A 23,519-nucleotide genomic window follows, 5' to 3' on the forward strand; every position below is an offset into this window, starting at 1 on the left:
GTCGCGGCCGGGCGGGTCAGCCTGCCGTCAACGTGCGGCGGAAGATCTCGAGTGTCTTCTCGTACGTGCGGTCGGACGCTTCCTGGTGGTACGTGGCGTAGCCAGGCCAGGTGAAGCCGTGGTCGGCCCCGTCGAAGATCTCGACCTCGACGTTGTCGAGCGGTTCGACCGCGTCGAAGAACGGTTGATGCATCTCGATCGACTGCACCTTGTCGGCGGTGCCGATGCCGATGAACAGCGGCTGCTGCAGTTGCGCGGCCGACCGGTGCGGGGAGTCGGGCTCGGTGTCGGCCAGGAACGATGGATGGAACATCGATCCGGCGGCGAAACGCTCGGGCAGTCGCTCGAGCGTGCGGAACACCGCCCGGGCGCCGAGGCAGAAGCCGATCGTGCCGAGCTTCGCGTCGGCCGGAAGGTCGAGCGCGTCGAGCGTGTCGTCGAGGTCGGACTGGATGCCGACGTCGTCGAGGCTGGCGATGAGCTCCCACATGCGGTTGCGGAGTGACGGATCGGCGACCACGTCGGCGGGTTCGAACCCGATCATCCGGCCGGAGCGGTGGTACAGATCGGGCGTGACGACGCGGAACCCGTCGGCGGCGAGCTTGCGCATGAACTCGTGGAGGGCCTCGCGGATCGCCGGAGCATCGTGGAAGATGACGACCGTCGGGAACGGTCCGCCGGCGGCCGGTTCCTTCACGAGCACCGCCATCGTGCCGTCGTCCGTGGCGACGTCGAGGATCGATTCGTTGAGGTCCATCGGGTGAAAGTACCCGCTCATCGGCCCGATCGTCACGGTGAGCGTCCAAGTCACCGCAGATTCTTTCTGGCATGAGTCATGGCGAATCGGGCAACGAACGAGCAACGAGCTGGCAACGTGCGAGCAACGTACGAGCGACCGCTCGATCGACGGAATCGACGGTTGGCGGGACCGCGACCTCCGCCCGCTCGGAGCGCCTACGCAGGGCGGATCGATGCGACCATCACATCGATCATGGTGTCGATCTCGGCGTCGGTCGACGTGAGCGGCGGGCAGAAGGCGAGCGCTTCGCCGATCGGGCGTACGACCACGCCACCCTCGAGCATCCGCTGTCGAGTGCCGATGCCGTCGGCGTGCAGGAGTGCCGCCTGGACGGCACCCGTTCCGCGGTGACCGGCGATGACGCCGTCGCGGGTGAGCGCCGCGAACGCCGCCTCGAAGCGCTCGCCGATCTCGGTCGCTCGGGCGACGAGACCGTCACGTTCGATGATCGCGATGTTGGTGACCCCGGCAGCACACGCTGCCGGATGCCCGGAGTAGGTGTAGCCGGTGCGCAACATCGCATCCGACGACTCGAAGGCATCGGCCACGCGCCGGCCGACGACCACACCCGACAGCGGCTGGTAGCCGGAGGTGACCCCTTTGGCGAAGGTGATCAGGTCGGGCGTGACGCCGTAGGTCTGCGACGCGAACCACGACCCGGTCCGTCCGAAGCCGCTGATGACCTCGTCGAAACACAGCAACGCCCCGTGCTGCTCGGTGAGGCGGCGAAGCCCTTCGAGATAGCCATCCGACGGTGGAAACACACCGCCGGCGCCCTGGATCGGCTCGGTGATGACCCCGGCGATGCGGTCGCCGTGCTCGGCGAACACGCGCGCCGCGTCCTCGACGTCGTCCGGGTCGATCTCGACGAAGTGCGGGACGAGGTCGCCCCAGCCGTCTCGGTTCGGTTCGATGCCCTGGGCGGTGGTTCCGCCCCAGTTGGTGCCGTGGTAGCCGCGCGTTCGGCGGAGCAGTATCTGGCGGTCGGGGTCGCCGTTCAACCGGTGGAACTGGCGCATCAACTTGAGCGCGGTGTCGACCGCCTCGGATCCGGAGCTGCCGAGGAACACGCGACCGTCGGGCATCGGCGAGACCGAACGGATGGCCTCGGCCGCGTCGATCGCCGGTTGATGGGTGAACGGGTCGAAGATGTGGTGGCTGTCGAGCTGGGCCAACTGTGTGCCGATCGCATCGACCATCTCGCGGTTGCCGTGGCCGATCTGGCAGAACCACAGGCTGGCCATCGCATCGAGGTAGGTCTTGCCGGTGTCGTCCCACAACGTGGTGCCTTCGGCGCGCACGATCTTCACGAAGTCGCCTTCCGGTTTGGCCGGGTCGGCGAAGGGATGCAGCAGCGCGCTCGACGTCATGACGTCATCTTCCCATCCCCAGCTCATTCGCCCGCCCATTCATCCGCCCGCCCACCCGGCGGCTCGTCTCGTCAGTCGCCGCGGAGTGCGCCGGCGAGCCACATCGCCGCTCGTGCGGGACGGTCGCGTCGGGTTTCACGACGGTCGGCCGCGGCGAGGAGACGTCGGCTGGTTCGCACGCCCAGCCAGCGCAGCGGTTCGGGCTCCCACCGGCGGTGCCGCGCTCCGACCCACGGCAGTGTGGTGCGGTCGGTCTGGTCGCCGTGGATGAGTTCGGCGAGGGTGCGCCCCGCGAGGTTGGCCGCGGCCACGCCTTCGCCGACGTAGCCGCCGAGCGTCGCCGTCCCTGAGGCTCGGTCGAGGTGCACCGAAGGCAGCCAGTTGCGGGGGATGCCCAGCACGCCGCCCCATCGGTGCGTGACGACCGCGTCGTCGAGCGAGGGGAACAGATCGACGAGGACGTCGCGGATCCGGTGGTGAGCAGGTTCGTGCAACTCGGTCGCCGGGTCGATGACCGACCCGAATCGATAGGGGATGCCGGTGCCGCCGAACGCCAGACGGTCGTCGTCGGTGCGCTGCCCGTAGATCACCATCGTGCGGTCGTCGTTGAACGTCTGCCGGTCGGCGAGACCGATCTCGTCGAACACCTCCGAAGGCAGGGGCTCGGTGGCGATCATCAAGGAGTACACCGGCAGCAGGTCGCGTCGCTCGCCGGCGAGGTCGCGCGTGTACGCCTCGAGCGCTCGGACGGTGACGTCGGCGCGAATCGTGCCTCGTTCGGTGACGACGCGGCGACCGTCGATGGCGGTGACAGCGGTGTCTTCGTGGATCGTGACGCCACGCTGCTCGACGGTGTCGGCGAGCCCACGGACGAGGCGGGCCGGGTCGAGCGCGGCGCACGGGGCGAAGAAGATGCCCGACCGCACGTCGGTGGCAGCGCAGTGGCGTCGTGCCTCGTCGGCATCGAGCAGACGAAGGTGCTCGTCGCCGATGCCGGCCCGGCGCGCGTGCTCGACCTCGGCGCGCTGGCGCTCGGCCTGCGGTCGGGTTCGGGCGAGCCGGATGTTGCCACCCTTCGCATACCCGCACTCGATGCCTTCACGCCGGGCGACGCGTCCGATCTCGTCGACGGCATCGAACACGGCCAGTTCGAGGCGGTGGGCGTCGGATCGTGTCGACATCTCGGCGTAGCGGCTCGTCGCTCCCGCCAGTTCTCCGACTGCCCATCCGCCGTTGCGGCCCGACGCGCCGAAGCCGCAGTAGTGCTTCTCGATGACGGCGATGCGCAACGTCGGGTCGAGTTCGGTGAGGTAGTACGCGGTCCAGAGTCCGCTGAACCCGCCACCGACGATGGCGACGTCGACGTCGGCGTCGCCGTCGAGTGCAGGTCGTCGCGGCGGCAGCGGGGCTCGGTCGAGCCAGAGCGACCTCGGCACCGCCTCGGTCACCGCAACCCCCGACGCGGTGCGTCGAATTCTGGTGCGGCAGGAACCGGCATGGGCGAAACCTATAGCGTCGAGGTTCACGATGAGACGACCGCCGATTCGCATCCTCGACATCTCCGGCACGCCCGAGGAGATGGGCGCGACGCACGGTGCGGCCTTCGCCGACGAGATCCGTCGATACACCCGCGATCGAGTGGCCCTGGTCGCCGAAGGATCGTGGAGTGGGGGACCGATCGCCGAGTCGGACGTGCTCGACATCGCGGCGTCGATGCTGCCGGCACACGAGGCGTTCGACGCGAGCCTCCACGCCGAGATGGCGGCGATGGCCGACGCGGCCGGTATCACGCTCGCCGAAGCCGTGGTGGTCGGCGGGTTCACCGACTTCGTCGACACGGTGCGCGCCGTCACCGGCGGACCGACGCCCGCCGAACTGATCGAAGACGACTGCACGGCGGTGATCGTGCCGAACTCGCGCGCCGGGGGAGCGGGCTTCCTCGCCCAGACCTGGGACATGCACGACTCGGCCACCGACCACGTCGTCCTGCTGCGTGCGCACCCGGCCGACGGACTGGGCTTCAACGTGTTCACCACCACCGGGTGTCTCGGCCAGATCGGCATGAACACCGCCGGGGTGTGTGTGGGCATCAACAACCTCACCGGGCTCGACGGACGCCGCGGGGTCGCGTGGACCTCGGTCGTCCGCGGCATGCTCAACACCGACTCGGCCGATGCCGCACTCGACCTGCTGCTCTCGGCCGACCTCGCCGGAGCGCACAACTTCCTCGTCTACGACCGCCACGACGTCGGCTACAACGTCGAGGCGATGCCGGCGGTCCGGCCGGTCGAGACACTCGGCGCGACGGTCGTCGTGCACACCAACCACACGGTGTACGACGCGGCCACCGCCGTCGAGGTCGAGCGGCCACCGCTGGCCACCGAGTCGTCGACCAAGCGTCGGGCGATGGCCGAGCGTCTGCTCGCCGACGGCGACATCGACCTCGATCGCCTGGTCGAGATGCTGCGCGAGCCCACCGCGATCTGCCAGCGAGCCGTCGAGCCGATGCACATCGAGTCGAGCGGAGCAGCGGTGATGCGTCCCGCCTCGAGCGACTTCTGGGCGTGTTGGGGGCGCCCGGCCGACAACGACTTCTCGCGCGTCGCGATGCCGATGGTGGCGCGCGAGTCGATGCCCGAGCCGGCTGCGGCCCCCGTCATGATCGGACCGCGCTCGGGCGTGCGCTACCACCACCTCGACCCGATGTGGTCGTCGATGGCCGTGGCGCTGGAGAGCCAGGCGTTTCCGAACACGCGCCCCGAGCACCTGCTCGACCTCGACGACGTCGCCGGGCTGGCCGCGGCCTTTCCGGAGGGCTGCTTCGTCGGCATCGACGAACGACGCGTACCGATCGCCACCGGCTTCGGCATCCGCACGTACTTCGACCTCGACGACCCGCAACACACCGTGCTCGAACTCATCGAGCGGAACGGTGGCGGCTGCGGACACGTACCCGACGGCGACTGGTACTACGGCACCTCGATCGCCGTGCGCCCCGACCATCGGCGACGCGGCATCGGCAGTGAGCTCTACGACCTGCGCAAACAGGTGTGCCGGGACCTCGGGCTGCGCGGCATCGTCGCCGGCGGCGTGATCCCGGGCTATGCCGGCCACAAGCACGAGATGAGCGCGGAGGAGTACATCGCCGAGGTCGCGGCCGGTCGGCTGTACGACCCGACCCTCACCTTCCAACTCGACAACGGATTCGAAGCTCGCGGGGCCTTGGCGAACTACATGGAGAATCCCCTGGTCGAGAGCTATGCCGCGCTCATCGTCTGGCACAACGCCGACTTCGTCGAACCAGATGTGACCGACACGGCGCGACGAGGTCGGGGCTGAGTCGGGTGTCGGGCGGCCGGTGGCCGTAGGGTCTCGCCCATGAGCGATCAGATCGAGATCAACGGTCTGCGGGCGATCACCATCGTTGGTGCGCTCCCGCACGAGCGTGAAATCGCCCAGCCCTTGCAGATCGACCTGGCCTTCGACGTCGACCTGCGAGACGCCGGCCGGAGCGACGAACTCGGCGACACGGTGCACTACGGCCTCGTCGCCGATCGCGTCGTCGCCGTCGTGCAGGAATCGAAGGACTTCCTGCTCGAGCGCCTGGTCGCGCGCATCGCCGACGAGGTGTTGGCGTTCGATCGCGTCGAAGCCGTCGAGGTCAAGCTGACCAAACTGCGCCCGCCGCTCGAAGTCGACGCAGTCGACACCGCGGTTCGTATCCGCCGGTCACGGGCCGAGGCCGAGATGCCGCCGCAGACCCTGCACCGCGCCTACATCGCCCTCGGCTCCAACCTGGGCGACCGCGAAGCCTTCCTGCGCCTCGGCGTCAAGGGGCTGGGCAACGTCACCGCGATGTCGCAGGTGTACGAGACCGATCCGGTCGGTGGCCCCGACGAGCAAGGTCCGTACCTCAACATGGTCGTCGAGGTCGAGACCTCGCTCGATCCGTTCGCCCTGCTGCGCCGCTGCCAGCGCATCGAGGCCGAAGCCATGCGACAACGAGTGGTGCACTGGGGGCCGCGCACGCTCGACGTCGACATCGTCCTCTTCGACGACCTCACCATGGTGAGCGACGACCTCAGCATCCCGCACCCGCGGTTCGCCGAACGCCGCTTCGTGCTGCAGCCGCTGTCCGACGTCGCCCCCGAGCGATGCCCCGACGGCTGGGACGACACGCTCGAGCCGGGCGGGGTGCACGCCCGAGGGCCACTCTCGCTGGGTTGAACCGATGGCCGGAGTTCGGACCTTCGAGGTGCCCGATCGGCTCGACGACGACGAGATCGCTCGTCTGCTCGAACTGAAGGGTGACCGCACCATCTCGGTGTGCCTGCCGTGTCGCGACGAGGCGGCCACGGTCGGCCCGTTGATCAGCGTCATCCGCAGCGAACTGATCGCGAAGACGGGTCTCGTCGACGAACTGATCGTCCTCGACGATCGCAGTACCGACGACACCGCACGCGTCGCCACGCACGCCGGAGCACGCGTCGTGTCGATCGACGACGTCCACGTCTCCCACGGCGAAGGCTTCGGCAAGGGCAACGCCCTCTGGGCGACGCTCCTCGTGAGCCACGGCGATTTCGTCGTGTGGTGTGATGGCGACGTCACGAGCTTCGAACCCGACTGGGTGTCGAAGTTGCTGCTCCCGATGCTCGACGACGACTCGGTCGGCATGGTCAAGGCGCTGTACCACCGGCCGACCAAGTACGGCGGTGGCGGTCGTACGACCGAACTGGTGGCTCGCCCCCTGATGTCGCGGTACTTCCCCGAACTCACCGGACTCGCCCAGCCGCTGTCGGGCGAGTATGCAGGCCGCCGCTCGGTGCTCGAATCGTTGAGTTTCGTGCAGGGCTGGGGCGTCGAGATGGGACTGCTCATCGACATCGCCGACCGATACGGACCCGAGGCCATCGCCCAGGTCGACCTCGGCAACCGACTCCACCGCCACCGGTCGCTCCAATCGCTCTCGGTGCAGGCCGCCGAAGTGATGGCCACCATGCTCGACCGTGCCGGACATCCGCCCGGCGACGGCGAGGTGCAGCAGGCGCTCATCCGCGCCGACGGAACCGACGTCCCGCTCAATCTCCGCTCGCGCCCCTCGCTCGCCTCGCTGGGGTTGAGCCGCACGTCTGCATGACGATCACGCGCCTCCTGCTCGTCCGTCACGGCGAGTCGACCTGGAACGCCGTGCGCCGCTGGCAGGGGCAGGCCGACCCGCCGCTCACCGAGCGAGGCGAGCAGCAGGCGCTCGATGCCGTGGCCGCGCTGCGCGGTCTCGGCTCGTTCTCGTTCGTCGCCACGTCGACACTGCAGCGCGCTCGGCGCACCGGCGAACTGCTCGCCGCCGGCGTCGGCGTCGACATCGCTGCGCCGATCGAGTCACTGGCGGAGCGAGCCGCCGGCGAGTGGGAAGGGCTCACACGCGTGGAGATCAACGAGCGTTACCCCGGTTTCCTCGATCACGACCGCCGACCGCCCGGCTACGAGGACGACGACGCGGTCGTGCACCGTGCCGGCGCGGCACTGACCGACCTCGCTCGCCGCCACGCCGGACAGTCGATGCTCGTGGTGTCGCACGGTGGCGTCATCAACGCGCTCGAACGCGATCGCGGCGAGCCGTGGGTGCGACTCGACAACCTCGAAGGACGCTGGTTCGAATACGCCGACGATCGGTTGGCGCCGGTGGGCGAGCGCGTGCACCTGCGAGCTGCCGACCCCGACGACGAGCCGGTCGACCGCTCCTACGCCTGAGTCAGATCACACCGTGCGCTCGTTGCACACGGCGGATCTTCGCCGGGTAGTGCGCCCGGCCGTACTCGGGACGCTGCTCGACGACGATGTCGAGCAGCTCGTCGTGTTGCGCGGTCTCCTTCCACGGCAGCGCGATGTAGATCGGCAGGTCGAAACGTCGGAGTTCGCCGAGGTTCGAGTACACCTGCTTCTGGTAGAGGTAGCGCTGCTCCCACTCCCAGTTCGACGGAGCGAAGCCGGTGCCGGGGTCGAGGATGCAGCGGCTGCGCAGCCCGAACCGGTCGGCATCTCTGAGCCGCTCGGTGAAGAAGTCGACCATCACCTGCACCGGGTCGGAGGTGACGAAGTCCATCTCGCGCGGGTTCGGACCCGAGAGGAACGGCACGACGATCGGCACGTCGTACTCGGCCGCCACCTTCCACATCTCGTCCGACTGCATCCCGTCGGCGGCGTTGATGACCGTCGCTCCGGCGTCGAGCGAGCGTTGCACCACCTCGGGCCGCCACGAGTCGATCGACACGTCGACGCCGAGCGTGGCGAGCGCCGGAATGATGTGCTCGACACGAGCCCACTCGTCGTGCCAGGTCACGACCGATGCGTTGTCGGTGGAACCCTGGCCGCCGAGATCGATGGCGTCGGCGCCGTCGGCGAGCAGCGAGCGGGCCCTGGCCATCGCCTCCTCCGGAGTGGTGGCGATCGAGTCGCCGGCGAGTGAATCGGGGCTGGCGTTCACGACGCCGTAGATGATCACGAGGCGAAGCTACTGCCGTCGCCGGCCGGGTGCTGCACTCTGATCACAGGCCGCCACGTGCATCGGGCACGGGCAGAGCCACGACGGTTGCTGCGATCCGGACGATGGTTTGCCATGCTGTGGAGATGACGATCTACGACGACGAACACGAACTCTTCCGCGACAGTTTCCGCGGGTTCGTCCAGACCCACATGAGCCCGCACGTCGAGCGGTGGGAGCGAGACGGGATCATGGATCGCGACGTGTATCTCGAGGCCGGCAAGCTCGGGTTCCTCGGCATGGCCATCCCCGAACGGTTCGGTGGCGGCGGCATCAAGGACTTCCGGTTCAACGCGGTGCTCAACGAGGAGATCGCTCGGGCGGGCATCGGTGGCGGTGGCCTCGGCATGATGCTGCACAACGACATCACCACCCCGTACTTCATCGAGTACTGCACCGACGAGCAAGCTCAGCGCTGGCTGCCCGGCATCGCCTCGGGCGAACTGATCACGGCGATCGCCATGACCGAGCCGGGCACGGGCTCCGACCTCCAGTCGATCGCCACCACGGCCGTGCGCGACGGCGACGAGTACGTCATCAACGGCGCCAAGACGTTCATCACCAACGGCATCAACTCCGACCTCGTCATCGTCGCCTGCAAGACCGGCGACCCCAAGGACGGTGCCAACGCCATGTCGCTGATCGTCGTCGAGCGCGGCATGGCCGGTTTCGAGCGCGGACGCAACCTCGACAAGATCGGTCAGCACTCGGCCGACACCGCCGAGATGTTCTTCTCCGACGTTCGGGTGCCCGTCACCAACGTGCTCGGCGAGGAGGGCAAGGGCTTCCAGTACCTCAGCTTCAACCTCGCGCAGGAACGTCTCTCGATCGGCCTCTACGGCTTGGCCGCCGCCACCGCCGTGCTCGACTGGACCGTCGAGTACGTCAAGGAGCGCACGGCGTTCGGCAAGCCGCTCAGCTCGTTCCAGAACACCAAGTTCGTGCTCGCCGAAGTCGCCACCGAGATCGAGGTGACGAAGCCGTTCATCGACCAGTGCGTGATGAAGCTCAACGCCGGCGAACTGTCGCCGGGCGTCGCCGCACAGTCGAAGCTGTGGGGGAGTGAGATGCAGAACCGCTGCATCGACAAGTGCCTGCAGCTCTTCGGCGGCTACGGCTACACGACCGAGTACCCGGTGGGCCGAGCCTTCGCCGATGCGCGCGTCTGCACGATCTACGGCGGTACGAGCGAGATCATGAAGACGATCATCTCGAAGGACGTGCTTGCGTGACGACGGTGCGGCTGGCAGCAGCCGATGGCGTCGAACTCGCTGCCGACATCCTCGGTGACCCGTCGAACCCGGCGGTGTTGCTCTTCCACGGCGGCGGTCAGACTCGCCATTCGTGGGGGAGCGCGATGCGCGATCTCGTCGACCGCGGCTTCCACGTCGCCTCGATCGATCTCCGTGGGCACGGCGACAGCGACTGGTCGCCCGGTGGCGACTACGGCGCGGCGGTCTTCCCCGATGACGTCGCGGCGGTGGCCCAGCAGTTCGACCGACCCGTGCTCGTCGGTGCCTCACTCGGTGGCACGTCGTCGCTCATGGCGGTGCATCGCAGCAAGCCGCTCGACATCGCCAGAGCCCTCGTTCTGGTCGACGTCGCACCGAACATCGAACCGAGCGGTGTCGACCGGATCCGCGAGTTCATGCACGAGCACATGCACACCGGCTTCGCCTCACTCGACGAGGTGGCCGACGCGGTCGCGGCGTACAACCCGCACCGACCACGACCGACGAACCTCGACGGGCTGAAGAAGAACGTGCGACTCCGCGACGACGGTCGGTGGTACTGGCACTGGGACCCGGCGTTCATGTGGGGCAAGCACGAACAGACCGACGAGACCCGCATCATCGAGTTCGACGAGCGCGCCAAGTCGCTCGAGGACGCGGCTCGTGGGCTCACCATCCCGACGCTCCTCGTGCGCGGGCGCCAGAGCGACCTGCTGTCGGAGGAGGGCGCCAGACGCTTCCTCGAGTTCGTGCCACACGCCGAGTTCGCCGACGTCGCCGGCGCCGGCCACATGGTCGCCGGTGACGCGAACGATGCGTTCAACGACGCCGTCGTCGGCTTCCTGCAACGTCTGCCCTGACCCGACATGCCCGCACGAACGCTCGACCACCTGCTCGGCGAGATCCGTTCGTGCACCGTGTGCGCCCCGCACCTCGAACACGGCGTCCGCCCGGTCGTGCAGGCGAGCAGCCGTGCCCGCATCGTCATCATCGGTCAGGCGCCCGGTCGGCGGGTCCACGAGTCGGGCGTGCCGTGGGACGACCCGAGCGGCCGCACACTGCGCCGGTGGCTCGGCCTCACCGACGAGCAGTTCTACGACCCCGACATCGTGGCGATCGTGCCGATGGGCTTCTGCTATCCCGGATCCGCTGCATCGGGTGACAAACCGCCGCGGCCGGAGTGTGCGCCGCTGTGGCACGAGCGACTGCTCGACGAACTGCCCACCGACCGACTCCACGTCATCATCGGCACCTACGCCCAGAAACGCTACGTGCCCGACCGCAGGAAAAACCTGACCGACACGGTCGCCAACTGGTCGGCGTATCTGCCCGGCACGATCGTGTTGCCGCACCCGTCGCCGCGCAACCAGCACTGGCTCACGAAGAACCCCTGGTTCGAAGCCAACGCGCTGCCCGCGGTCCGCCGACGTATCGCCGAGTGTGTTGCAGACGACGCCAGTCGGTAGCGCCGGCTGAACTCGACCTGGCGTGGGTGCGGGCGCACGCTGCGCCCGCACCCACGCGAACCAGATCGGTCAGCTCTCGACCCAGGCTTCGTCGAGTTCGACGCGGCCGGCGATCGACTGCTGGTTGGGGTTGCCCGACTCAAGGGTGAGGTGTTGGAGCCCGTGGACACCCTGGCGGTACGGGTTCGCCCATTCCGTGGTGTTCAGCCACATGTTGTACACGTTCTCTGCGAACAGCACGTTGATGTCCTGACCGATCGCGTCGAGTTCGTCAGCGTCGGCCGTGGCCCAGGACTGCTCGAGCAGATCGTCCAGCTCCGGGTCGACGATGCGGCCGAAGTTGAGCGCCAGGCCCGTCGAGAACTGGCTGTGCCACCACACGTACTCCATGCCGGGGTGTCCCTGGCCGTGGTTCCGCCAGGCGAACACCTCGAAGTCACCGGTGATCGCCTTGGTGATCAGTTCGGCCTGCTCGAACTGGTCGATCGCCACGTTGAGCCCACAGTTGCGGTTCCACATGTCGGCGAACAACTCCGCGGTGATCAGGTTGGCCGGCACGTTGGTCGTGCCGTAGTTGATCACGTCGGGACGGCCGATCTCGTCGAACAAGGCGTTGCCGGCGTCGACATCGAACTGCGGGAAGCCCGGATCTTCGAGGTAGCCCGGCGACCCTTCGGCGAAGGGGCCGTTGGCCAGGTCGTTCCCCGGTTCACGGAACGTCAGGTACTCGTTGCGATCGGTGCACAGCGCGAGCGCCCGGCGGACCTGCGGGTCGTCGAACGGCGGCTTCGAGTTGTTGAACATCAGGTAGCTGACCTCGCGAGCCGGGTCTTCGTCGACCACGCCATTGCCCGCTTCGACCCACTCGTTGTTCCAGAACTCCTGGTTCTCACCGAAGCTGTCCATGTTGACGTCGGCGTCGCCCGCTTCCATCGTGGCGCGACGCGTCGAGACGTCGGGCACCGGACGGAAGTTCACGCCGTCGAGATACGGCAGCGGTTCACCGTCGGCACCGTCGCGCCAGTAGTCGGGGTTGGCGACGACTTCGGTGACCTCACCGCGGATCTGGTTGGTCATGATGAACGGTCCGGTCGCCACCATGAGCGCCCCGGCGCGGTCGGGGTCGTCCCAGAAGCTCGGTGCGACCAACCAACCACCGCGGTTGGCGAGGAAGATGCCGTACGTGGAGTACGGGTTCGCGAAGCTGACCGTGACCGACCCGTCGTCGTTCAGCACGATGCTGTCGGCTGCGTCGCCCGGGTTGTCCGGGTTGTTGGGCGCACCGTTGGCGAGGTCGAAGTACGTCTGACCGGCGAGCACGCCGCTGGCCATCTCGATGAGCGTGCGCTGCACCGCGGCACCGTCGGCCGGTGTGCCGTCGTGGAACGTGACGCCGTCGCGCATCACGAGTGTGAACTCGGTGAAGTCGTCGTTCGCCTCGAACGACTCGAGCAGGAACGGCTCGACCTCGCCGTCCTCGTTCACGGTCGTCATCGTGTCGGCCACCGCGTTCATCACCGTGATGCACGAGACCGCGCAGTTGGCTCCCGGGATGTCCCAGGTGTCGCTCTCCGCTTCGAGCAGGTAGGTCAACGTGCCGCCGCGCTCGATGTCGGCCGCGTCGGCACCGTCATCTTCAGGCGTCGCGCCGTCCGTGGTCTCGTCATCGGTCGCGTCTCCGGCGTCGGACTCATCCGTCGCTGCGTCGTCGTCGGCGTCGTCCGTCGCTGCGTCGTCGGTGGCGTCCGTGTCGGTCGATTCGGTGTCGGCGTCGGTCGTGTCGGCCCCGGTCGTCTCCGTCTCCGGACCGGCGTCCTCCGGTCCGCTGTCAGAAGCGTCGTCGCTGCCGCCGCAGGATGCGGCGATCATCGTCCCCGCAACGAGCAGCGTGGCGACACGGCGTGCTGAATACTTCATGGTTCCCCCTCGGTGCGCCCAGACGAGCGCGGTCGTTGTTCCCCTGTCTGACTGCCGCCGACGATCGAGTCGTCGTGGCCCGTCGAGCACGTTCGGCTTGACGTCGGTCACATTGTCATACAATACTGCTGGAAACGCAAGACGAATTGTCGACGCCGTCCGAGGGGTCGACGCAGGGGGACAACGATGAGTGCAGACGATCTGACCCAGCCGAGTGGGGAGCGTTGGGCGAAGGAGTACGAGGCGTCGCGGCGACGCACCATGGCACTCCTCGACGGCATCTCTGCCGACGACGAGCAGAAGATGGTGCCCACCTGCCCGGCGTGGCGAGTCCGCGACCTGTTGAGTCATCTGAACGGCGCAGCCGAAGAGGTGTCGGCAGGACGCGGCCCAGCCGGCGATCCGCAGGTGTGGGTCGATCAGGTCGTCGCCGACCGAGCCGACACCAGCGTCGCCGAGCAACTCGAGCGGTGGTCGCAGAGCGGTCCCGCGTTCGAAGCGCTGCTGCGCAAGGTTCCTCAGGCCGGAGTGCTCGTCATCGACCTGCTCAGTCACGAGCACGACATCGCCGGTGCACTCGGCACGCACTCCGACCGGTCGTCGTCGGGTGTCGAACTGGTGATGTCGGCAAAGACGAGCTTCGTCGAGAAGGATCTCGAGGCGAACGGTCTGCAGGCGATCCGTGTCGTCGCCGGTGACCACACCTTCGAGTACGGCTCCGGCGACGTCGAGCTCGAAGTGCGCGGCAGCCTCTGGGAGATGTTCCGGCTCACCGGAGGGCGGCGGTCGATGAACCAACTCCGCGCCACCGACCACGACGGCGACATCGAACGATACGCACCCGGATTGGTGCACAACCCGCTCGCCGAGACCGACATCCACGAAGAGTCGCCAGCGACAGAACTCAGCGAAGACACATCCACGAGACGAGGACCATCATGATGACCCACGACGATTGCATCCGTGCGGCGCGGAATCTCGCGCCGCTCCTGAGTGAGAAAGCGCGAGACGGCGAAATCGCCCGCCGACCGCTCGACGACGTGATCGAGGCGGCGCGCGACAGCGGGCTCTTCTCGATGATGGTGCCGAAGCGCTACGGCGGACACGAACTCGACGTCGACACGTTCTTCGAGGTGGTGCTGATCCTCTCCGAGGCCGATGCGGCCATGGGCTGGCTCATCGGCTTCTACATCGAGCATGCGTTCTGGCTCGCCGAGTACCCGGAAGCGGTGCAGGACGAGGCGTACGGCGATGCCGATCACGTACTCGCACCCGCGGCGCTCAACATCGCCGGTGGCACCGCGACGCCGACCGACGGCGGCTACCTGGTGAACGGTCGCTGGTCGTGGGGGACCGGCATCGTGCATGCGACCTGGGTGATCGCCGGATGCATCGCGATGGACGCCGACGGCGGTGCGACGCCGATGATGTTCCTCCTCCCGCGCGACGAGGTCGACACCATCGACACCTGGCACATCTCCGGCATGTGCAGCACCGGGTCGCTCGACTTCACGATCGACGACGTGTTCGTTCCCGAGGATCGCGCCGTGCCGTTCCTGGGTCTCCTCGACGGGAGTTGGGGAATCGCCGCACGAAACGACGCTCCGCTGTACTCGACGCCGTTGGTGCCGATCCTGGCCCTGGCCGCCGGGCTTCCGTGCCTCGGGGCGGCTCGCGGCGCTCGGGCAGCGTTCGGCGAACAGGTCAAGGAGAAGATCGGCGCCACGGGCATGGTCAAGGGCGAAGGCAACTTCGGGTTGATCGCCGAGGCGTCGTTGTCGATCGACGCTGCCGAACTCCTCATGCGCGATTCGCTCGCGAAGCTGCTCGCACACCGCCACGATGCGGGCGTCGACGAGCGCTCGGCCTGGGTCAGCCAGATCGCACACGCGGTGTTCATGTGCCGCACGGCGACCAACACGATCGCCTCGCTCGTCGGTGCCAGCGGAGCGATGCTCGACAACCCGATTCAGCGTTTCGCCCGAGACATCAACACGGCGTCGAATCACGTGGTGTTCGAGCGCGAGTCGCGCTACGGCGATCATGCCCGGCAACTCTTCGGCCAGCCGATCACGAACCAGCTCGTCTGATGACCTCGATACTCTGGGTGGAAGGCAGCCCGAAGGGTCAGCGTTCGCTGTCGTCGTCGTGTGCCCGCGCGTTCCTCGACACGCTCGACGACGTCGAGATCACGCATCTCGACGTCTGGTCGGACGAGATCGTGTCGTTCGGCCGCGAAGCGGCGCTGGCCAAGCTCGGCCCGCTCTTCGGTGAGCCGCACACCCCGGACCAGGCGGCGATCTGGGAGCGGGTGACCGCGCAGATCGAACAGGTGGCGTCGCATGATGCGCTGCTCATCAGCTCGCCGATGTGGAACTGGAGTATCCCGCACGCGTTGAAGGCCTGGATCGACGTCGTCGTCCAACCGCTTCAGTCGTTCACGCTCGACGCCGAGGGGCGCCACGTCGGCACCCTCGGCGTGGGCAAGCGGGCACAGCTGATCCTGACTCGCTCGTCGGCGTACGACGGACGCAGTCCCGAGATGGAAGACCACCAGGAGCCGTACCTGCGTTACCTGTTCGAGTTCCTCGGGTTCGATCTGGCCGAGTCGGTGATCGTCGAGCCCACCACGGCCTTCACCCCCGAAGAGCGAGAGGCGCTCGCCGCCGAGGCGGTCGAACGATCGCGCGCCGCCGCTCGCTCCTTCGCGACCGCAGCGTCGGCAGACTGAGCGCGGATGATCGTCCTCTGGATTCTGCAGGGCCTGATCGCTGCGCTGTACCTCATGGTGAGCTACATGAAGCTCACCCGCCACCCGCACATGGTGGAGTCGTTCGAACTGTTCGGCTATTCCTACCGCGTCGCCGTGTTCACCGCCGTCGTCGAGATCCCCGCCGCACTGCTTCTGATCGCCGGCATCTGGTGGCCATGGTGTGCGGTTGCCGGAGCGCTCCTGGTGCTGCCGACGATGATCGGTGCAGCGGTCACCAACCTGCGGTTCAAGGGGCCGCCCGAGGTGCTGTTCACCCTGGCGGTGATCGCCGTGTTGGTGGCGGTCGTCATCGTCCAGTGGGGCGATTTCACCGAAGCCATCGATGACGCCAACGCGCTCACGTCGCCGACCGTTTCTCTCTGAGGCAGCTCGGAGCGGCGAACGGCACGAGCACGTCGAAAAACGCGGGTCGTCGTCGCAGCGCGTCAGCCGGTGCGATCGCGGCCGACGCCCCCGCCGACGTCGTCGACGTTCATCATCGCATCGGCCAGCGTCGCGAGCAGCTCGGTTCGTCTCGTATCGGTCGATGAGCGGTCGTGCATCTCGTCCGGGTCGTCGTCGAGATCGAAGAGCTGCTCGAAACCGAGCGAGTCGCGGGTGTAGCGCACCTGATCGGTGACGAGGGTGCGCATCCGAGTCGGGTTGCCCAGCAGCGCGGCGATCTCGGGTTGCAGGTCGTCTTCGATGAGCAGATGGTCGCGGACCGACGCACTCGTGCCGTCGAGGAGTGGCGAGAGCGACGCTCCTTGAATGCCGCGGTACCCGTCGACGGAGCAACGGTCGATGACCGTCGGTGCCAGGTCGAGGCTCGAGACCAGCGCAGACGAGCGGCCCGGCGTGACCCCCGGGCCGGCGATGGACAGTGGGACGCGGATGACGCCCTGGTAGTGGATGTTGCCCTTCACCATGAGCGAGTGGTCGCCCATGATGTCGCCGTGGTCGGACGTGAAGACCACGATGGTGTCGTCGGCGATGCCGAGACGGTCGAGATGGGCGAGGACTCGGCCGACCTCCTGGTCGACGAACTCGATCATCCCGTAGGTGGCCGCGATCGCCTCCTGGACCAGCCGTGGATCGTCGGTGCCGAACGGCAGCGGCCAGAACGGCGCTTCGGAACGATTGCGAATCGCCTGGAGATACGGCGGCGCGTCGGCGAGCGGATCGCCGAACGTCGGAGGCGTCTCGATGTCGTCGGGGTCGTGACGATCGAACCAGTGCCCGGGAGGGGTGAGCGGGTGGTGCGGGTCGGGGAATGCCATCCACGCCATCCACGGACGTCCTTGCGCGTGTGCCTCGTCGACGAACGCGACGGTCCGCTCGCCGACGAACGCGGTGGAGTGGAGTTCGGGCTCGTACGGCGGTCGGTAGATCTGCCACCACCGTTCGGAGCGACGGTCGCCCGGTGCGTCGGCGCTCATCGGCGGAAACACGTCCTCGCGACGAGCGCCCTTGTCCAGCGCCCAACGGAGGTGGTGACCGGCCATCCGTGCGCCGTGGTCGGTGGAGAACTCGACGCGATCGAACCCGTAGTAGTCATCGGGTGCGTCGAGCTCGGCGTCGCCGTCGAAACGCTCAGCGAACTCCCACGAGTACACGTCGTCGGGATGGCCGTCGTCACGTGCATCGGCGCCGATCATCGGAATCGCCCAGCGGTCCATCGACAGCTGAAGGTGTGACTTGCCGATCAGCCCGGTGCGGTAGCCCGCCGTTCGGAGCGAACGCACGAAGGTGTTCGTGCCCCACTCCAACGCACGGTCGTTGAAGATCACGCCGTGGCTGCTCGGCATCCGGCCCGTGAGCAACGTGGTTCGATTCGGGCTGCACACCGGGTTCGCGACGTACGCCCGATCGAAGACGACGGAACGCTCGGCCAACGCATCGAGGTTCGGGGTCCGGACCGTGGCGTTGCCGCCGAAGCCGACGTGATCGGCCCGTTGCTGATCGGTGATGACGACGAGGACGTTGGGTGGCGTCGTGGTGTCTGTACGAGTCATGGGATCGGTGGGAGCAGTGGTGGTCGTTCAGGAGGAGAATGCGGCGGCGGCGTGAGCGGAGTCGACGTACTCGTCGATCCGGGTGACCTGTCCATCGCGAACCGATGCGAAGATCGCGATCGGAAGGTCGGCGGTTCGACCGTCACCGAAGGTCACCCGGAGCACGTGGCGCTGCACGAACCCCTCCGCAGTGAGTTCACGGACAGCATCTCGGTACTCGATGGACTCGGTCGTGTCGATCATCCAGGCGAGCACCGCGAGATTCTGGGCCTTGTCCTGCACGATGCCGTCGTTGCTGTGCCAGACCTCGATGTCGTCGGCCCACAGTGCGGTCAGCGCCTCCATGTCGCCACGCTCGATCGCGTCGAACACGGCGTCGGCGACCGTACCGGCGTTCGGGAGTTCGTTCGGGTGCTCGTTCGGGTGTCCGGTCACAGCATCTCCTCACTTCGCCGAGGCGAACACGCCGCCGGCCTTGTTGGCGTGGGCCATCATCGTGTCGGCGAGCTGCACCGTCATCTCGGCGCGCAGCTCCGGGTGGGTGTCCGACAGGTTGGTGCGCTCGTCGTCGTCGGTTCCGAGTTCGTAGAGCTGGTCTTCGCCGGTCGTGTAGCGGGAGTACCGATGTGTCGGTGTGATCAGCGTGCGGATCGACGTCGGGAACATCGGCGGCAACGCCATGTCGATGTCGTCTTCGATCAGCACTGCATCGCGAACGGACGCGGTCGGGTCGTCGAGCACCGGCAACTGACTGACGCCCTGCATCCCGTGGTATCGGTCGATGTCGCACATCTCCAGCAGGGTCGAGGGCAGATCGACGCTGCTGATCAGCGACGTGGTGCGGCCCGGGCTGCGGCGCGGATCGGCGATGACCATCGGCACCTGGGTGCAGCCGCGGTAGTGCATCATCCCTTTGAGGAGCAGGTGGTGGTCACCCATCATGTCGCCGTGGTCGGCGGTGAAGACCACGATCGTGTCGTCGGTCTGCCCGAGGCGTTCGATCGCCGCGAGGATCTGGCCGATGCGATCGTCGATCATCTCGATGGTGCCGTAGTTCGCCGCGATGGCGGCGCGTGTGACCTCGGGGCTCGTCGCTCCGATGAGGTCGACCCAGTTCCCCATGTCGTGGACCGACCGTTGCTGTATCCACTTGAGGAACCCCGGAGCGCCGTCCATCGGGTCGTCGAACGTGGCGGGGAGCTCGATGTCGTCGGGGTCGTGGCGGTCGTACCACTGCCCCGGCGGAGTGAACGGGTGGTGCGGATCGGGGAACGACGCCCACGCCAGCCAGGGTGAACCTTCCGCGGCGGCTCCCTCGATGAAGTCGATCGTGCGGTCGGCGACGAACGAACTGGAGTGGAACTCCTCGCCGTACGGAGGGTCGTAGACCTGCCACCAGGGGTCGCCGCCGCGAGCCTTCGGGTTGTCGGCGGTCTGGGGGACGACGAGGTCGTCGTGGCGGGCCCCTCGCTCGATCGCCCACTGGTAGTGGTGTCCCTCGACCGCCGCGCCGTGGTTGAGCGACAACTCTGCGGTGTCGAACCCGTAGAAGTCGTCGGGCCAGTCGAACGTGCTGTGCTCGACATCGTGGCCGAGCCCGTCCTGTGGGAGATAGTGCTCGGCGAATTCGAGTTCGTTCCAGCCGTCGGGCCACGGGTCGGACGCCGCTCGTTCGAGCTCGCTGTCGCGCGAAGTGAGTCGGCTGATGCCGTTCTGGAGGTGCGACTTGCCGAGGAGTCCCGTGCGGTATCCCGCTGCCCGGAAGCGGCGAACGTAGGTGTTCACGCCCCAGTCCAGCGAGCGGTCGTTGGTGATCACGCCGTGGCTCGACGGCATGCGTCCGGTCACGAGCGTGCTTCGGTTCGGCATGCAGACCGGGTTGCTCACCCACGCGCGCTCGAACACGGTGCCGCGAGCGGCGAGCGCGTCGAGGTTCGGTGTCTGCACCACGTTGTTGTCCATGAAGCCGACGTGGTCGGCGCGGTGCTGGTCGGTGATGATGAACAGCACATTGGGGCGCTTGCTGGAACTGGTGTCGTCGGGCATGGCTGGTTCCCTTCGGGATGGGCAGTTCAGGATTGGCAGCTCAGGATTGGCGGTTCAGGATTGGCAGCTCAGGATGGAAGGAGTGAGTCGGCGAGTTCGACGATCGGTTGGACGTGCTCACCGAGGCGTCGCAACCGGTCGTCGGTGCTGTCGCCGACGACGAAGCGATGGTGTAGTTGGGCGAGCACGACGGCATGTTTCCACAGTGCGAACGTCTCGTACCACGCGATGTGTTCGACGTCGTGGCCGGCTCGTGCGTACCGCTCCACGATCTCGTGGCTCGATGGGAAGCCGGTCATGTCGAGGTCGATCGTCGGAGCCCGATCGGTCGGGTCCGACGGATCTTTCCAGTACCCGATGAGGGTGCCGAGATCGACGAGCGGGTCGCCCAGCGTCGCCATGTCCCAGTCGAAGATCGACGACACCCGGTCCGGGTCACCCGCCGTGAACATGGCGTTGTCGAGCTTGTAGTCGTTGTGGATGATCGACACCCGCGTCGACATCGGCTGCGTCGCCACGAGGCGTCGGTGGACCTCGTCGAACAGCCCGGTCTCGGCGGAGCCGCAGACCCGGTGCCACCGGTGGTGCCACCCGGCGAGCTGTCGTTCGACGAAACCCTCCGGCCGACCAAGCCCGCCGAGTCCGACCGCATCGGGGTCGATGGCGTGGAGTTCAGCGAGCGCGTCGACGAGCGCCATCGAGATCCGGCGAGGTGCATCGGGAGCGTCCGAGAGTTCGGCGGGGATCTCGTCGCGCACGACCAGTCCGCGTCGACGTTCGACGACGAGGAACGGCGCGCCGATCACCGACACGTCGTCGCAGAATGCCAGTGCGCCGGGAGCGGGGGCGAAGACCGGTGCGAGCCCGTGCAGCACCCGGAACTCGCGAGCCATGTCGTGCGCGCCGGGCGCGATGTCGCCGAACGGTGGCCGACGTACGACGAGTTCGGTGGCACCGATCGACACGCAGTAGGTGAGGTTGGCATGGCCGCCGTTGAACTGTTCGACGCGCAGGGGTCCTTCGAGGGTCGGCACTTCGCGGCGAAGCCAGGCGTCGAGGTTGGCCCAGTCCTGTTCGTCGCTGACCGGCACGGTGTCGCGGTCGTCGTCGGCGCCGGTCGGGGCGCCAAGCGAGGCACGGTTCGAGGCGTCGTTCATCGGTGCGCTCCCATCACGTCCTCCCATCACATCAGGGTGATGCCGCCGTCGACGAGCAGCATCTGGCCGGTGATGTAGGTCGCCATCGTGGACGCGAGGAACAGAGTGGCGTCGCCCATCTCCTCGGGGGTGCCCCACCGGCGCAACGGGATCCTGCTGATCGTGGCGTCGTACACGTCGGGGTCGTCGTGGCTGCGGCTGGTGAGCTTGGTGTTGACGAATCCCGGCGCGACGCCGTTGACGCGGACGCCATGCTTCGCCCAGGCGACCGCCAGCGACTTGGTGAGGGTGACGAGTGCACCCTTGCTGGCGGAGTATGCGGGCTGACCCGGCGTCGCGATGAAGCTCGACGTCGAGCCGATGACGACGATGCTCGCCTCATCCGACTCGGTCAGGTGCGGACGGAATGCCGCGCAGAGCGCCATGACGCCGTTGAGGTTCACGTCGACGACCGAGCGGAACGTCTCCAGGTCGAACTCGGCGCCGCCGTAGGCGACGGTTCCGACGCTGGGGACGAGGACGTCGAGCGTGGTGAACTCGCCGGCGAGCGACGACGCCGAATCCGGCGCCGCGACGTCGAGTTGGTGGAACGTCAGCCCGTCGAGGTCGCCGTCGGGATACGCGGACGCGTCGGCGCGGGTGCCGGTGATGTGGACGTCTGCTCCGGCAGCGAGGAAGCGCCGAGCGATACCGAGTCCGATGCCGCTGCTGCCGCCGGCGACGAGGACGCGCCGCCCGGTGAAGTCGATCACGACCGGTTCGTCAGCCGTCGACCAGGACGGGCGGGGTGCTCTCGCTCATCGTCTCGGTGAGGACCTCGTCGGGCATGGTGATGATCGCCTCGTACAGCTCCTGCGGAATCCCACGCTGCCAGGGCAGGCTGGGGTCGAACTCGGGTTGCGGCACCGGCGTGCCGGTCGACTCGAACGGTTCGGGATTGCGGTACCGCTCGAGTTCGTCGGCGGAGATGCCCGCCAGTCCGACGACCTCGGGATCGATCCAGGCACGACCGTCGATCGGCTGCTCGGAGAAGGCGACCTCGAGGCTCAGGTCTTCCGGGCCGGCGAAGTAGATCGAGTGGCACATCCCGTGGTCGAGCGGGCCGAACACGGTGATGTTGCGCGAACGGATTCGGTCACGCATGGCCAGCAGGTCGTCGAGCGAATCGACGTTGAACGCGACGTGCTGCATCGCGCCGCCGGCGCACGGTCCGCCACCGCTCCCGGCGTGCGTGACGCCGAGCGTGCGTTCGATGCCGGGGACGTCGGGGGTCTGCACGAACGCGATCGAACAGGTGTCGCTCAGCTTCATGAACCCGTGCCAGGCGCCTTCGACGCCGTGCATCCAATAGAGGGCGACGAGTTCGCAGCCGAGCACGTCGTTGAAGAAGTCGATCTGGGTCTTGATGTCGGCCGTGGCGACGGCGAGGTGGTGGATTCCGTTGTTGGTGCTCATGGCGTGTCTCCGTTCGTTGAGTTGTCGATCGTGTTCTGGTTCGGGGCGACGGCATCGTCGAAGTCGAGCCCTGCGAGTTCGCAGCCGCGTTTGAAGTCGACGAAGTGCTTCGACATCCAGTCCTGCGCCGTGTCGGCATCGCCCGCCTCGATCGCCTGGAAGATGCGGCGATGAGCTTCGAAGAGTCGGCGTCCGGGTCCGATTCGTCGGATCACCGTGCCATAGGCCGGGAGGAGCAGCGCGCCGAGCGGCTCGCGGGCGAGGAGGAGGGCGTGATTCTGAGCTGCCTGGGCAACCAGGTCGTGGAACTCGATGTCGGCGGCGGCGAGTGCGATGGGGTCCTCCAAGCAGTCGGCGGTGCGGTCGAGGTTGCTGCGAAGTCGCTCCACGAGGTCGTCGGTGATGTTGTCGGCGGCCAGACGCGCAGCGAGCGGCTCGACGGCGGTCTGGACCTCCCAGAGCTCGCGGTACGAGATGCCGTGGAGGACGATCGCCTCGTGCATCGCGTTGATGACGATGTTCTTGGCCGGCGCGGTGACCGCCATGCGACGGCGAGCGCCTCGCTCGATCAGCCCGGCCGACTCGAGTGACCGCATCGCCTCGCGCACCGTGGGACGGGTCACCCCGAGTTGTTCGGCGAGGTCGTGTTCGGGTGGGAGCAGCGTGCCGGGAGCGAGGGAGCCGTCGAGGATCTTGCGTCGGATGGTCCGCTCGGCGATGCGGTAGGCCGGAAGTCGCTCGAGGGTTTCGAATGCTGCGTCGCTCATCG

General features: G+C 67.5%; 23 protein-coding genes. 11 read left to right on the plus strand and 12 right to left on the minus strand.

The features are described 5' to 3' along the window. Positions 1-16 precede the first annotated feature (16 nt). The 3 genes from YM304_RS08425 to YM304_RS08435 form a co-directional block, all read right to left on the minus strand. A complete protein-coding gene (locus YM304_RS08425; protein WP_197536946.1) occupies positions 17-778 on the minus strand; it encodes a dienelactone hydrolase family protein in 762 nt (253 codons plus the stop codon). A 176-nt stretch (positions 779-954) separates the two neighbouring features. After that, positions 955-2,169, minus strand: a complete 1,215-nt coding sequence (locus YM304_RS08430) for an aminotransferase family protein (protein WP_051071368.1) — start codon at positions 2,167-2,169, stop codon at positions 955-957. Positions 2,170-2,240: 71 nt separating this feature from the next. Beyond that, the gene (locus YM304_RS08435) at positions 2,241-3,617 is read right to left on the minus strand and encodes an NAD(P)/FAD-dependent oxidoreductase (protein ID WP_015441241.1); all 1,377 of its coding nucleotides are present in this window, start codon (positions 3,615-3,617) and stop codon (positions 2,241-2,243) included. 79 nt (positions 3,618-3,696) lie between these two features. Here YM304_RS08435 and YM304_RS23885 point away from each other — a divergent pair, with 79 nt between their 5' ends. From YM304_RS23885 to YM304_RS08455, 4 genes are read left to right on the plus strand one after another with little or no spacing between them, the layout of a single operon-like run. Further along, a complete protein-coding gene (locus YM304_RS23885; RefSeq protein ID WP_015441242.1) occupies positions 3,697-5,508 on the plus strand; it encodes a C45 family autoproteolytic acyltransferase/hydolase in 1,812 nt (603 codons plus the stop codon). 39 nt (positions 5,509-5,547) lie between these two features. Further along, positions 5,548-6,396 (plus strand): 2-amino-4-hydroxy-6-hydroxymethyldihydropteridine diphosphokinase, encoded by an 849-nt coding sequence (gene folK / locus YM304_RS08445; RefSeq protein WP_015441243.1) that lies wholly within the window; start codon positions 5,548-5,550, stop codon positions 6,394-6,396. Positions 6,397-6,400: 4 nt separating this feature from the next. Continuing rightward, positions 6,401-7,306 (plus strand): glucosyl-3-phosphoglycerate synthase, encoded by a 906-nt coding sequence (locus YM304_RS08450; protein WP_015441244.1) that lies wholly within the window; start codon positions 6,401-6,403, stop codon positions 7,304-7,306. Continuing rightward, a complete protein-coding gene (locus YM304_RS08455; RefSeq protein ID WP_015441245.1) occupies positions 7,303-7,920 on the plus strand; it encodes a histidine phosphatase family protein in 618 nt (205 codons plus the stop codon). Before YM304_RS08450 ends, YM304_RS08455 begins: the two co-directional genes overlap by 4 nt. Position 7,921: 1 nt before the next feature. On the opposite strand, the gene YM304_RS08460 is transcribed toward YM304_RS08455, so the two are convergent. Further along, on the minus strand, positions 7,922-8,671 hold the full coding sequence (locus tag YM304_RS08460; protein ID WP_015441246.1) for a dihydropteroate synthase: 750 nt from the start codon (positions 8,669-8,671) through the stop codon (positions 7,922-7,924). A gap of 119 nt (positions 8,672-8,790) precedes the next feature. Between YM304_RS08460 and YM304_RS08465 the strand changes: the two genes are divergently transcribed. The 3 genes from YM304_RS08465 to YM304_RS08475 are packed head-to-tail and all read left to right on the plus strand — an operon-like array spanning position 8,791 to position 11,408. After that, complete coding sequence (locus tag YM304_RS08465; RefSeq protein ID WP_015441247.1) at positions 8,791-9,942, plus strand: acyl-CoA dehydrogenase family protein; 1,152 nt, start codon at positions 8,791-8,793, stop codon at positions 9,940-9,942. Next, the gene (locus tag YM304_RS08470; RefSeq protein ID WP_015441248.1) at positions 9,939-10,802 is read left to right on the plus strand and encodes an alpha/beta fold hydrolase; all 864 of its coding nucleotides are present in this window, start codon (positions 9,939-9,941) and stop codon (positions 10,800-10,802) included. The genes YM304_RS08465 and YM304_RS08470 overlap by 4 nt, the downstream gene beginning before the upstream one ends. A 6-nt stretch (positions 10,803-10,808) precedes the next feature. Continuing rightward, on the plus strand, positions 10,809-11,408 hold the full coding sequence (locus YM304_RS08475; protein WP_015441249.1) for a uracil-DNA glycosylase family protein: 600 nt from the start codon (positions 10,809-10,811) through the stop codon (positions 11,406-11,408). Positions 11,409-11,477: 69 nt separating this feature from the next. Here the strand turns inward: YM304_RS08475 and YM304_RS08480 are convergent, their stop codons facing one another. Continuing rightward, positions 11,478-13,325: an ABC transporter substrate-binding protein gene (locus YM304_RS08480; RefSeq protein WP_015441250.1), complete on the minus strand. Its 1,848-nt coding sequence runs from the start codon at positions 13,323-13,325 to the stop codon at positions 11,478-11,480. Positions 13,326-13,511: 186 nt separating this feature from the next. Here YM304_RS08480 and YM304_RS08485 point away from each other — a divergent pair, with 186 nt between their 5' ends. The 4 genes from YM304_RS08485 to YM304_RS08500 are packed head-to-tail and all read left to right on the plus strand — an operon-like array spanning position 13,512 to position 16,461. After that, entirely contained in the window at positions 13,512-14,267 is a 756-nt protein-coding gene (locus tag YM304_RS08485; protein ID WP_015441251.1) for a maleylpyruvate isomerase family mycothiol-dependent enzyme, read from the plus strand. Next, the gene (locus YM304_RS08490; RefSeq protein WP_015441252.1) at positions 14,264-15,415 is read left to right on the plus strand and encodes an acyl-CoA dehydrogenase family protein; all 1,152 of its coding nucleotides are present in this window, start codon (positions 14,264-14,266) and stop codon (positions 15,413-15,415) included. Before YM304_RS08485 ends, YM304_RS08490 begins: the two co-directional genes overlap by 4 nt. Then, positions 15,415-16,056: an FMN-dependent NADH-azoreductase gene (locus YM304_RS08495; protein WP_015441253.1), complete on the plus strand. Its 642-nt coding sequence runs from the start codon at positions 15,415-15,417 to the stop codon at positions 16,054-16,056. Before YM304_RS08490 ends, YM304_RS08495 begins: the two co-directional genes overlap by 1 nt. A gap of 6 nt (positions 16,057-16,062) precedes the next feature. Next, positions 16,063-16,461, plus strand: coding sequence for a DoxX family protein (locus YM304_RS08500; RefSeq protein ID WP_015441254.1), 399 nt, complete (start codon positions 16,063-16,065; stop codon positions 16,459-16,461). Positions 16,462-16,523: 62 nt separating this feature from the next. On the opposite strand, the gene YM304_RS08505 is transcribed toward YM304_RS08500, so the two are convergent. The 7 genes from YM304_RS08505 to YM304_RS08535 all read right to left on the minus strand — a co-directional run bounded on the left by YM304_RS08505 (position 16,524) and on the right by YM304_RS08535 (position 23,517). Next, on the minus strand, positions 16,524-18,092 hold the full coding sequence (locus tag YM304_RS08505) for a sulfatase family protein (RefSeq protein ID WP_015441255.1): 1,569 nt from the start codon (positions 18,090-18,092) through the stop codon (positions 16,524-16,526). Between the two features lie 27 nt (positions 18,093-18,119). Next, positions 18,120-18,527: a nuclear transport factor 2 family protein gene (locus YM304_RS08510; RefSeq protein WP_015441256.1), complete on the minus strand. Its 408-nt coding sequence runs from the start codon at positions 18,525-18,527 to the stop codon at positions 18,120-18,122. Positions 18,528-18,536: 9 nt separating this feature from the next. Then, positions 18,537-20,138, minus strand: coding sequence for a sulfatase family protein (locus YM304_RS08515; protein ID WP_015441257.1), 1,602 nt, complete (start codon positions 20,136-20,138; stop codon positions 18,537-18,539). Between the two features lie 68 nt (positions 20,139-20,206). Next, positions 20,207-21,322, minus strand: a complete 1,116-nt coding sequence (locus YM304_RS08520) for a phosphotransferase family protein (protein WP_197536947.1) — start codon at positions 21,320-21,322, stop codon at positions 20,207-20,209. Next, positions 21,322-22,047: an SDR family NAD(P)-dependent oxidoreductase gene (locus YM304_RS08525; protein WP_015441259.1), complete on the minus strand. Its 726-nt coding sequence runs from the start codon at positions 22,045-22,047 to the stop codon at positions 21,322-21,324. Before YM304_RS08525 ends, YM304_RS08520 begins: the two co-directional genes overlap by 1 nt. A gap of 10 nt (positions 22,048-22,057) precedes the next feature. After that, entirely contained in the window at positions 22,058-22,750 is a 693-nt protein-coding gene (locus YM304_RS08530) for a VOC family protein (RefSeq protein WP_015441260.1), read from the minus strand. Beyond that, positions 22,747-23,517, minus strand: coding sequence for a FadR/GntR family transcriptional regulator (locus YM304_RS08535; RefSeq protein ID WP_015441261.1), 771 nt, complete (start codon positions 23,515-23,517; stop codon positions 22,747-22,749). Before YM304_RS08535 ends, YM304_RS08530 begins: the two co-directional genes overlap by 4 nt. Positions 23,518-23,519: the final 2 nt, after the last annotated feature.

Origin of the sequence: Ilumatobacter coccineus YM16-304, from assembly GCF_000348785.1 — a bacterium.
GTDB classification, from domain to species: Bacteria; Actinomycetota; Acidimicrobiia; order Acidimicrobiales; family Ilumatobacteraceae; genus Ilumatobacter_A; species Ilumatobacter_A coccineus.

Coding starts and splice junctions, on each gene's coding strand:
- YM304_RS08450 (WP_015441244.1), top strand. CDS start 6,401: ATGGCCGGAGTTCGGACCTTCGAGGTGCCCGATCGGCTCGACGACGAC.
- YM304_RS08490 (WP_015441252.1), top strand. CDS start 14,264: ATGATGACCCACGACGATTGCATCCGTGCGGCGCGGAATCTCGCGCCG.
- folK (WP_015441243.1), top strand. CDS start 5,548: ATGAGCGATCAGATCGAGATCAACGGTCTGCGGGCGATCACCATCGTT.
- YM304_RS08495 (WP_015441253.1), top strand. CDS start 15,415: ATGACCTCGATACTCTGGGTGGAAGGCAGCCCGAAGGGTCAGCGTTCG.
- YM304_RS08535 (WP_015441261.1), bottom strand. CDS start 23,517: ATGAGCGACGCAGCATTCGAAACCCTCGAGCGACTTCCGGCCTACCGC.
- YM304_RS08530 (WP_015441260.1), bottom strand. CDS start 22,750: ATGAGCACCAACAACGGAATCCACCACCTCGCCGTCGCCACGGCCGAC.
- YM304_RS08475 (WP_015441249.1), top strand. CDS start 10,809: ATGCCCGCACGAACGCTCGACCACCTGCTCGGCGAGATCCGTTCGTGC.
- YM304_RS08455 (WP_015441245.1), top strand. CDS start 7,303: ATGACGATCACGCGCCTCCTGCTCGTCCGTCACGGCGAGTCGACCTGG.
- YM304_RS08430 (WP_051071368.1), bottom strand. CDS start 2,169: ATGACGTCGAGCGCGCTGCTGCATCCCTTCGCCGACCCGGCCAAACCG.
- YM304_RS08425 (WP_197536946.1), bottom strand. CDS start 778: ATGAGCGGGTACTTTCACCCGATGGACCTCAACGAATCGATCCTCGAC.
- YM304_RS08520 (WP_197536947.1), bottom strand. CDS start 21,322: ATGGGAGGACGTGATGGGAGCGCACCGATGAACGACGCCTCGAACCGT.
- YM304_RS08515 (WP_015441257.1), bottom strand. CDS start 20,138: ATGCCCGACGACACCAGTTCCAGCAAGCGCCCCAATGTGCTGTTCATC.
- YM304_RS08485 (WP_015441251.1), top strand. CDS start 13,512: ATGAGTGCAGACGATCTGACCCAGCCGAGTGGGGAGCGTTGGGCGAAG.
- YM304_RS08505 (WP_015441255.1), bottom strand. CDS start 18,092: ATGACTCGTACAGACACCACGACGCCACCCAACGTCCTCGTCGTCATC.
- YM304_RS23885 (WP_015441242.1), top strand. CDS start 3,697: ATGAGACGACCGCCGATTCGCATCCTCGACATCTCCGGCACGCCCGAG.
- YM304_RS08480 (WP_015441250.1), bottom strand. CDS start 13,325: ATGAAGTATTCAGCACGCCGTGTCGCCACGCTGCTCGTTGCGGGGACG.
- YM304_RS08500 (WP_015441254.1), top strand. CDS start 16,063: ATGATCGTCCTCTGGATTCTGCAGGGCCTGATCGCTGCGCTGTACCTC.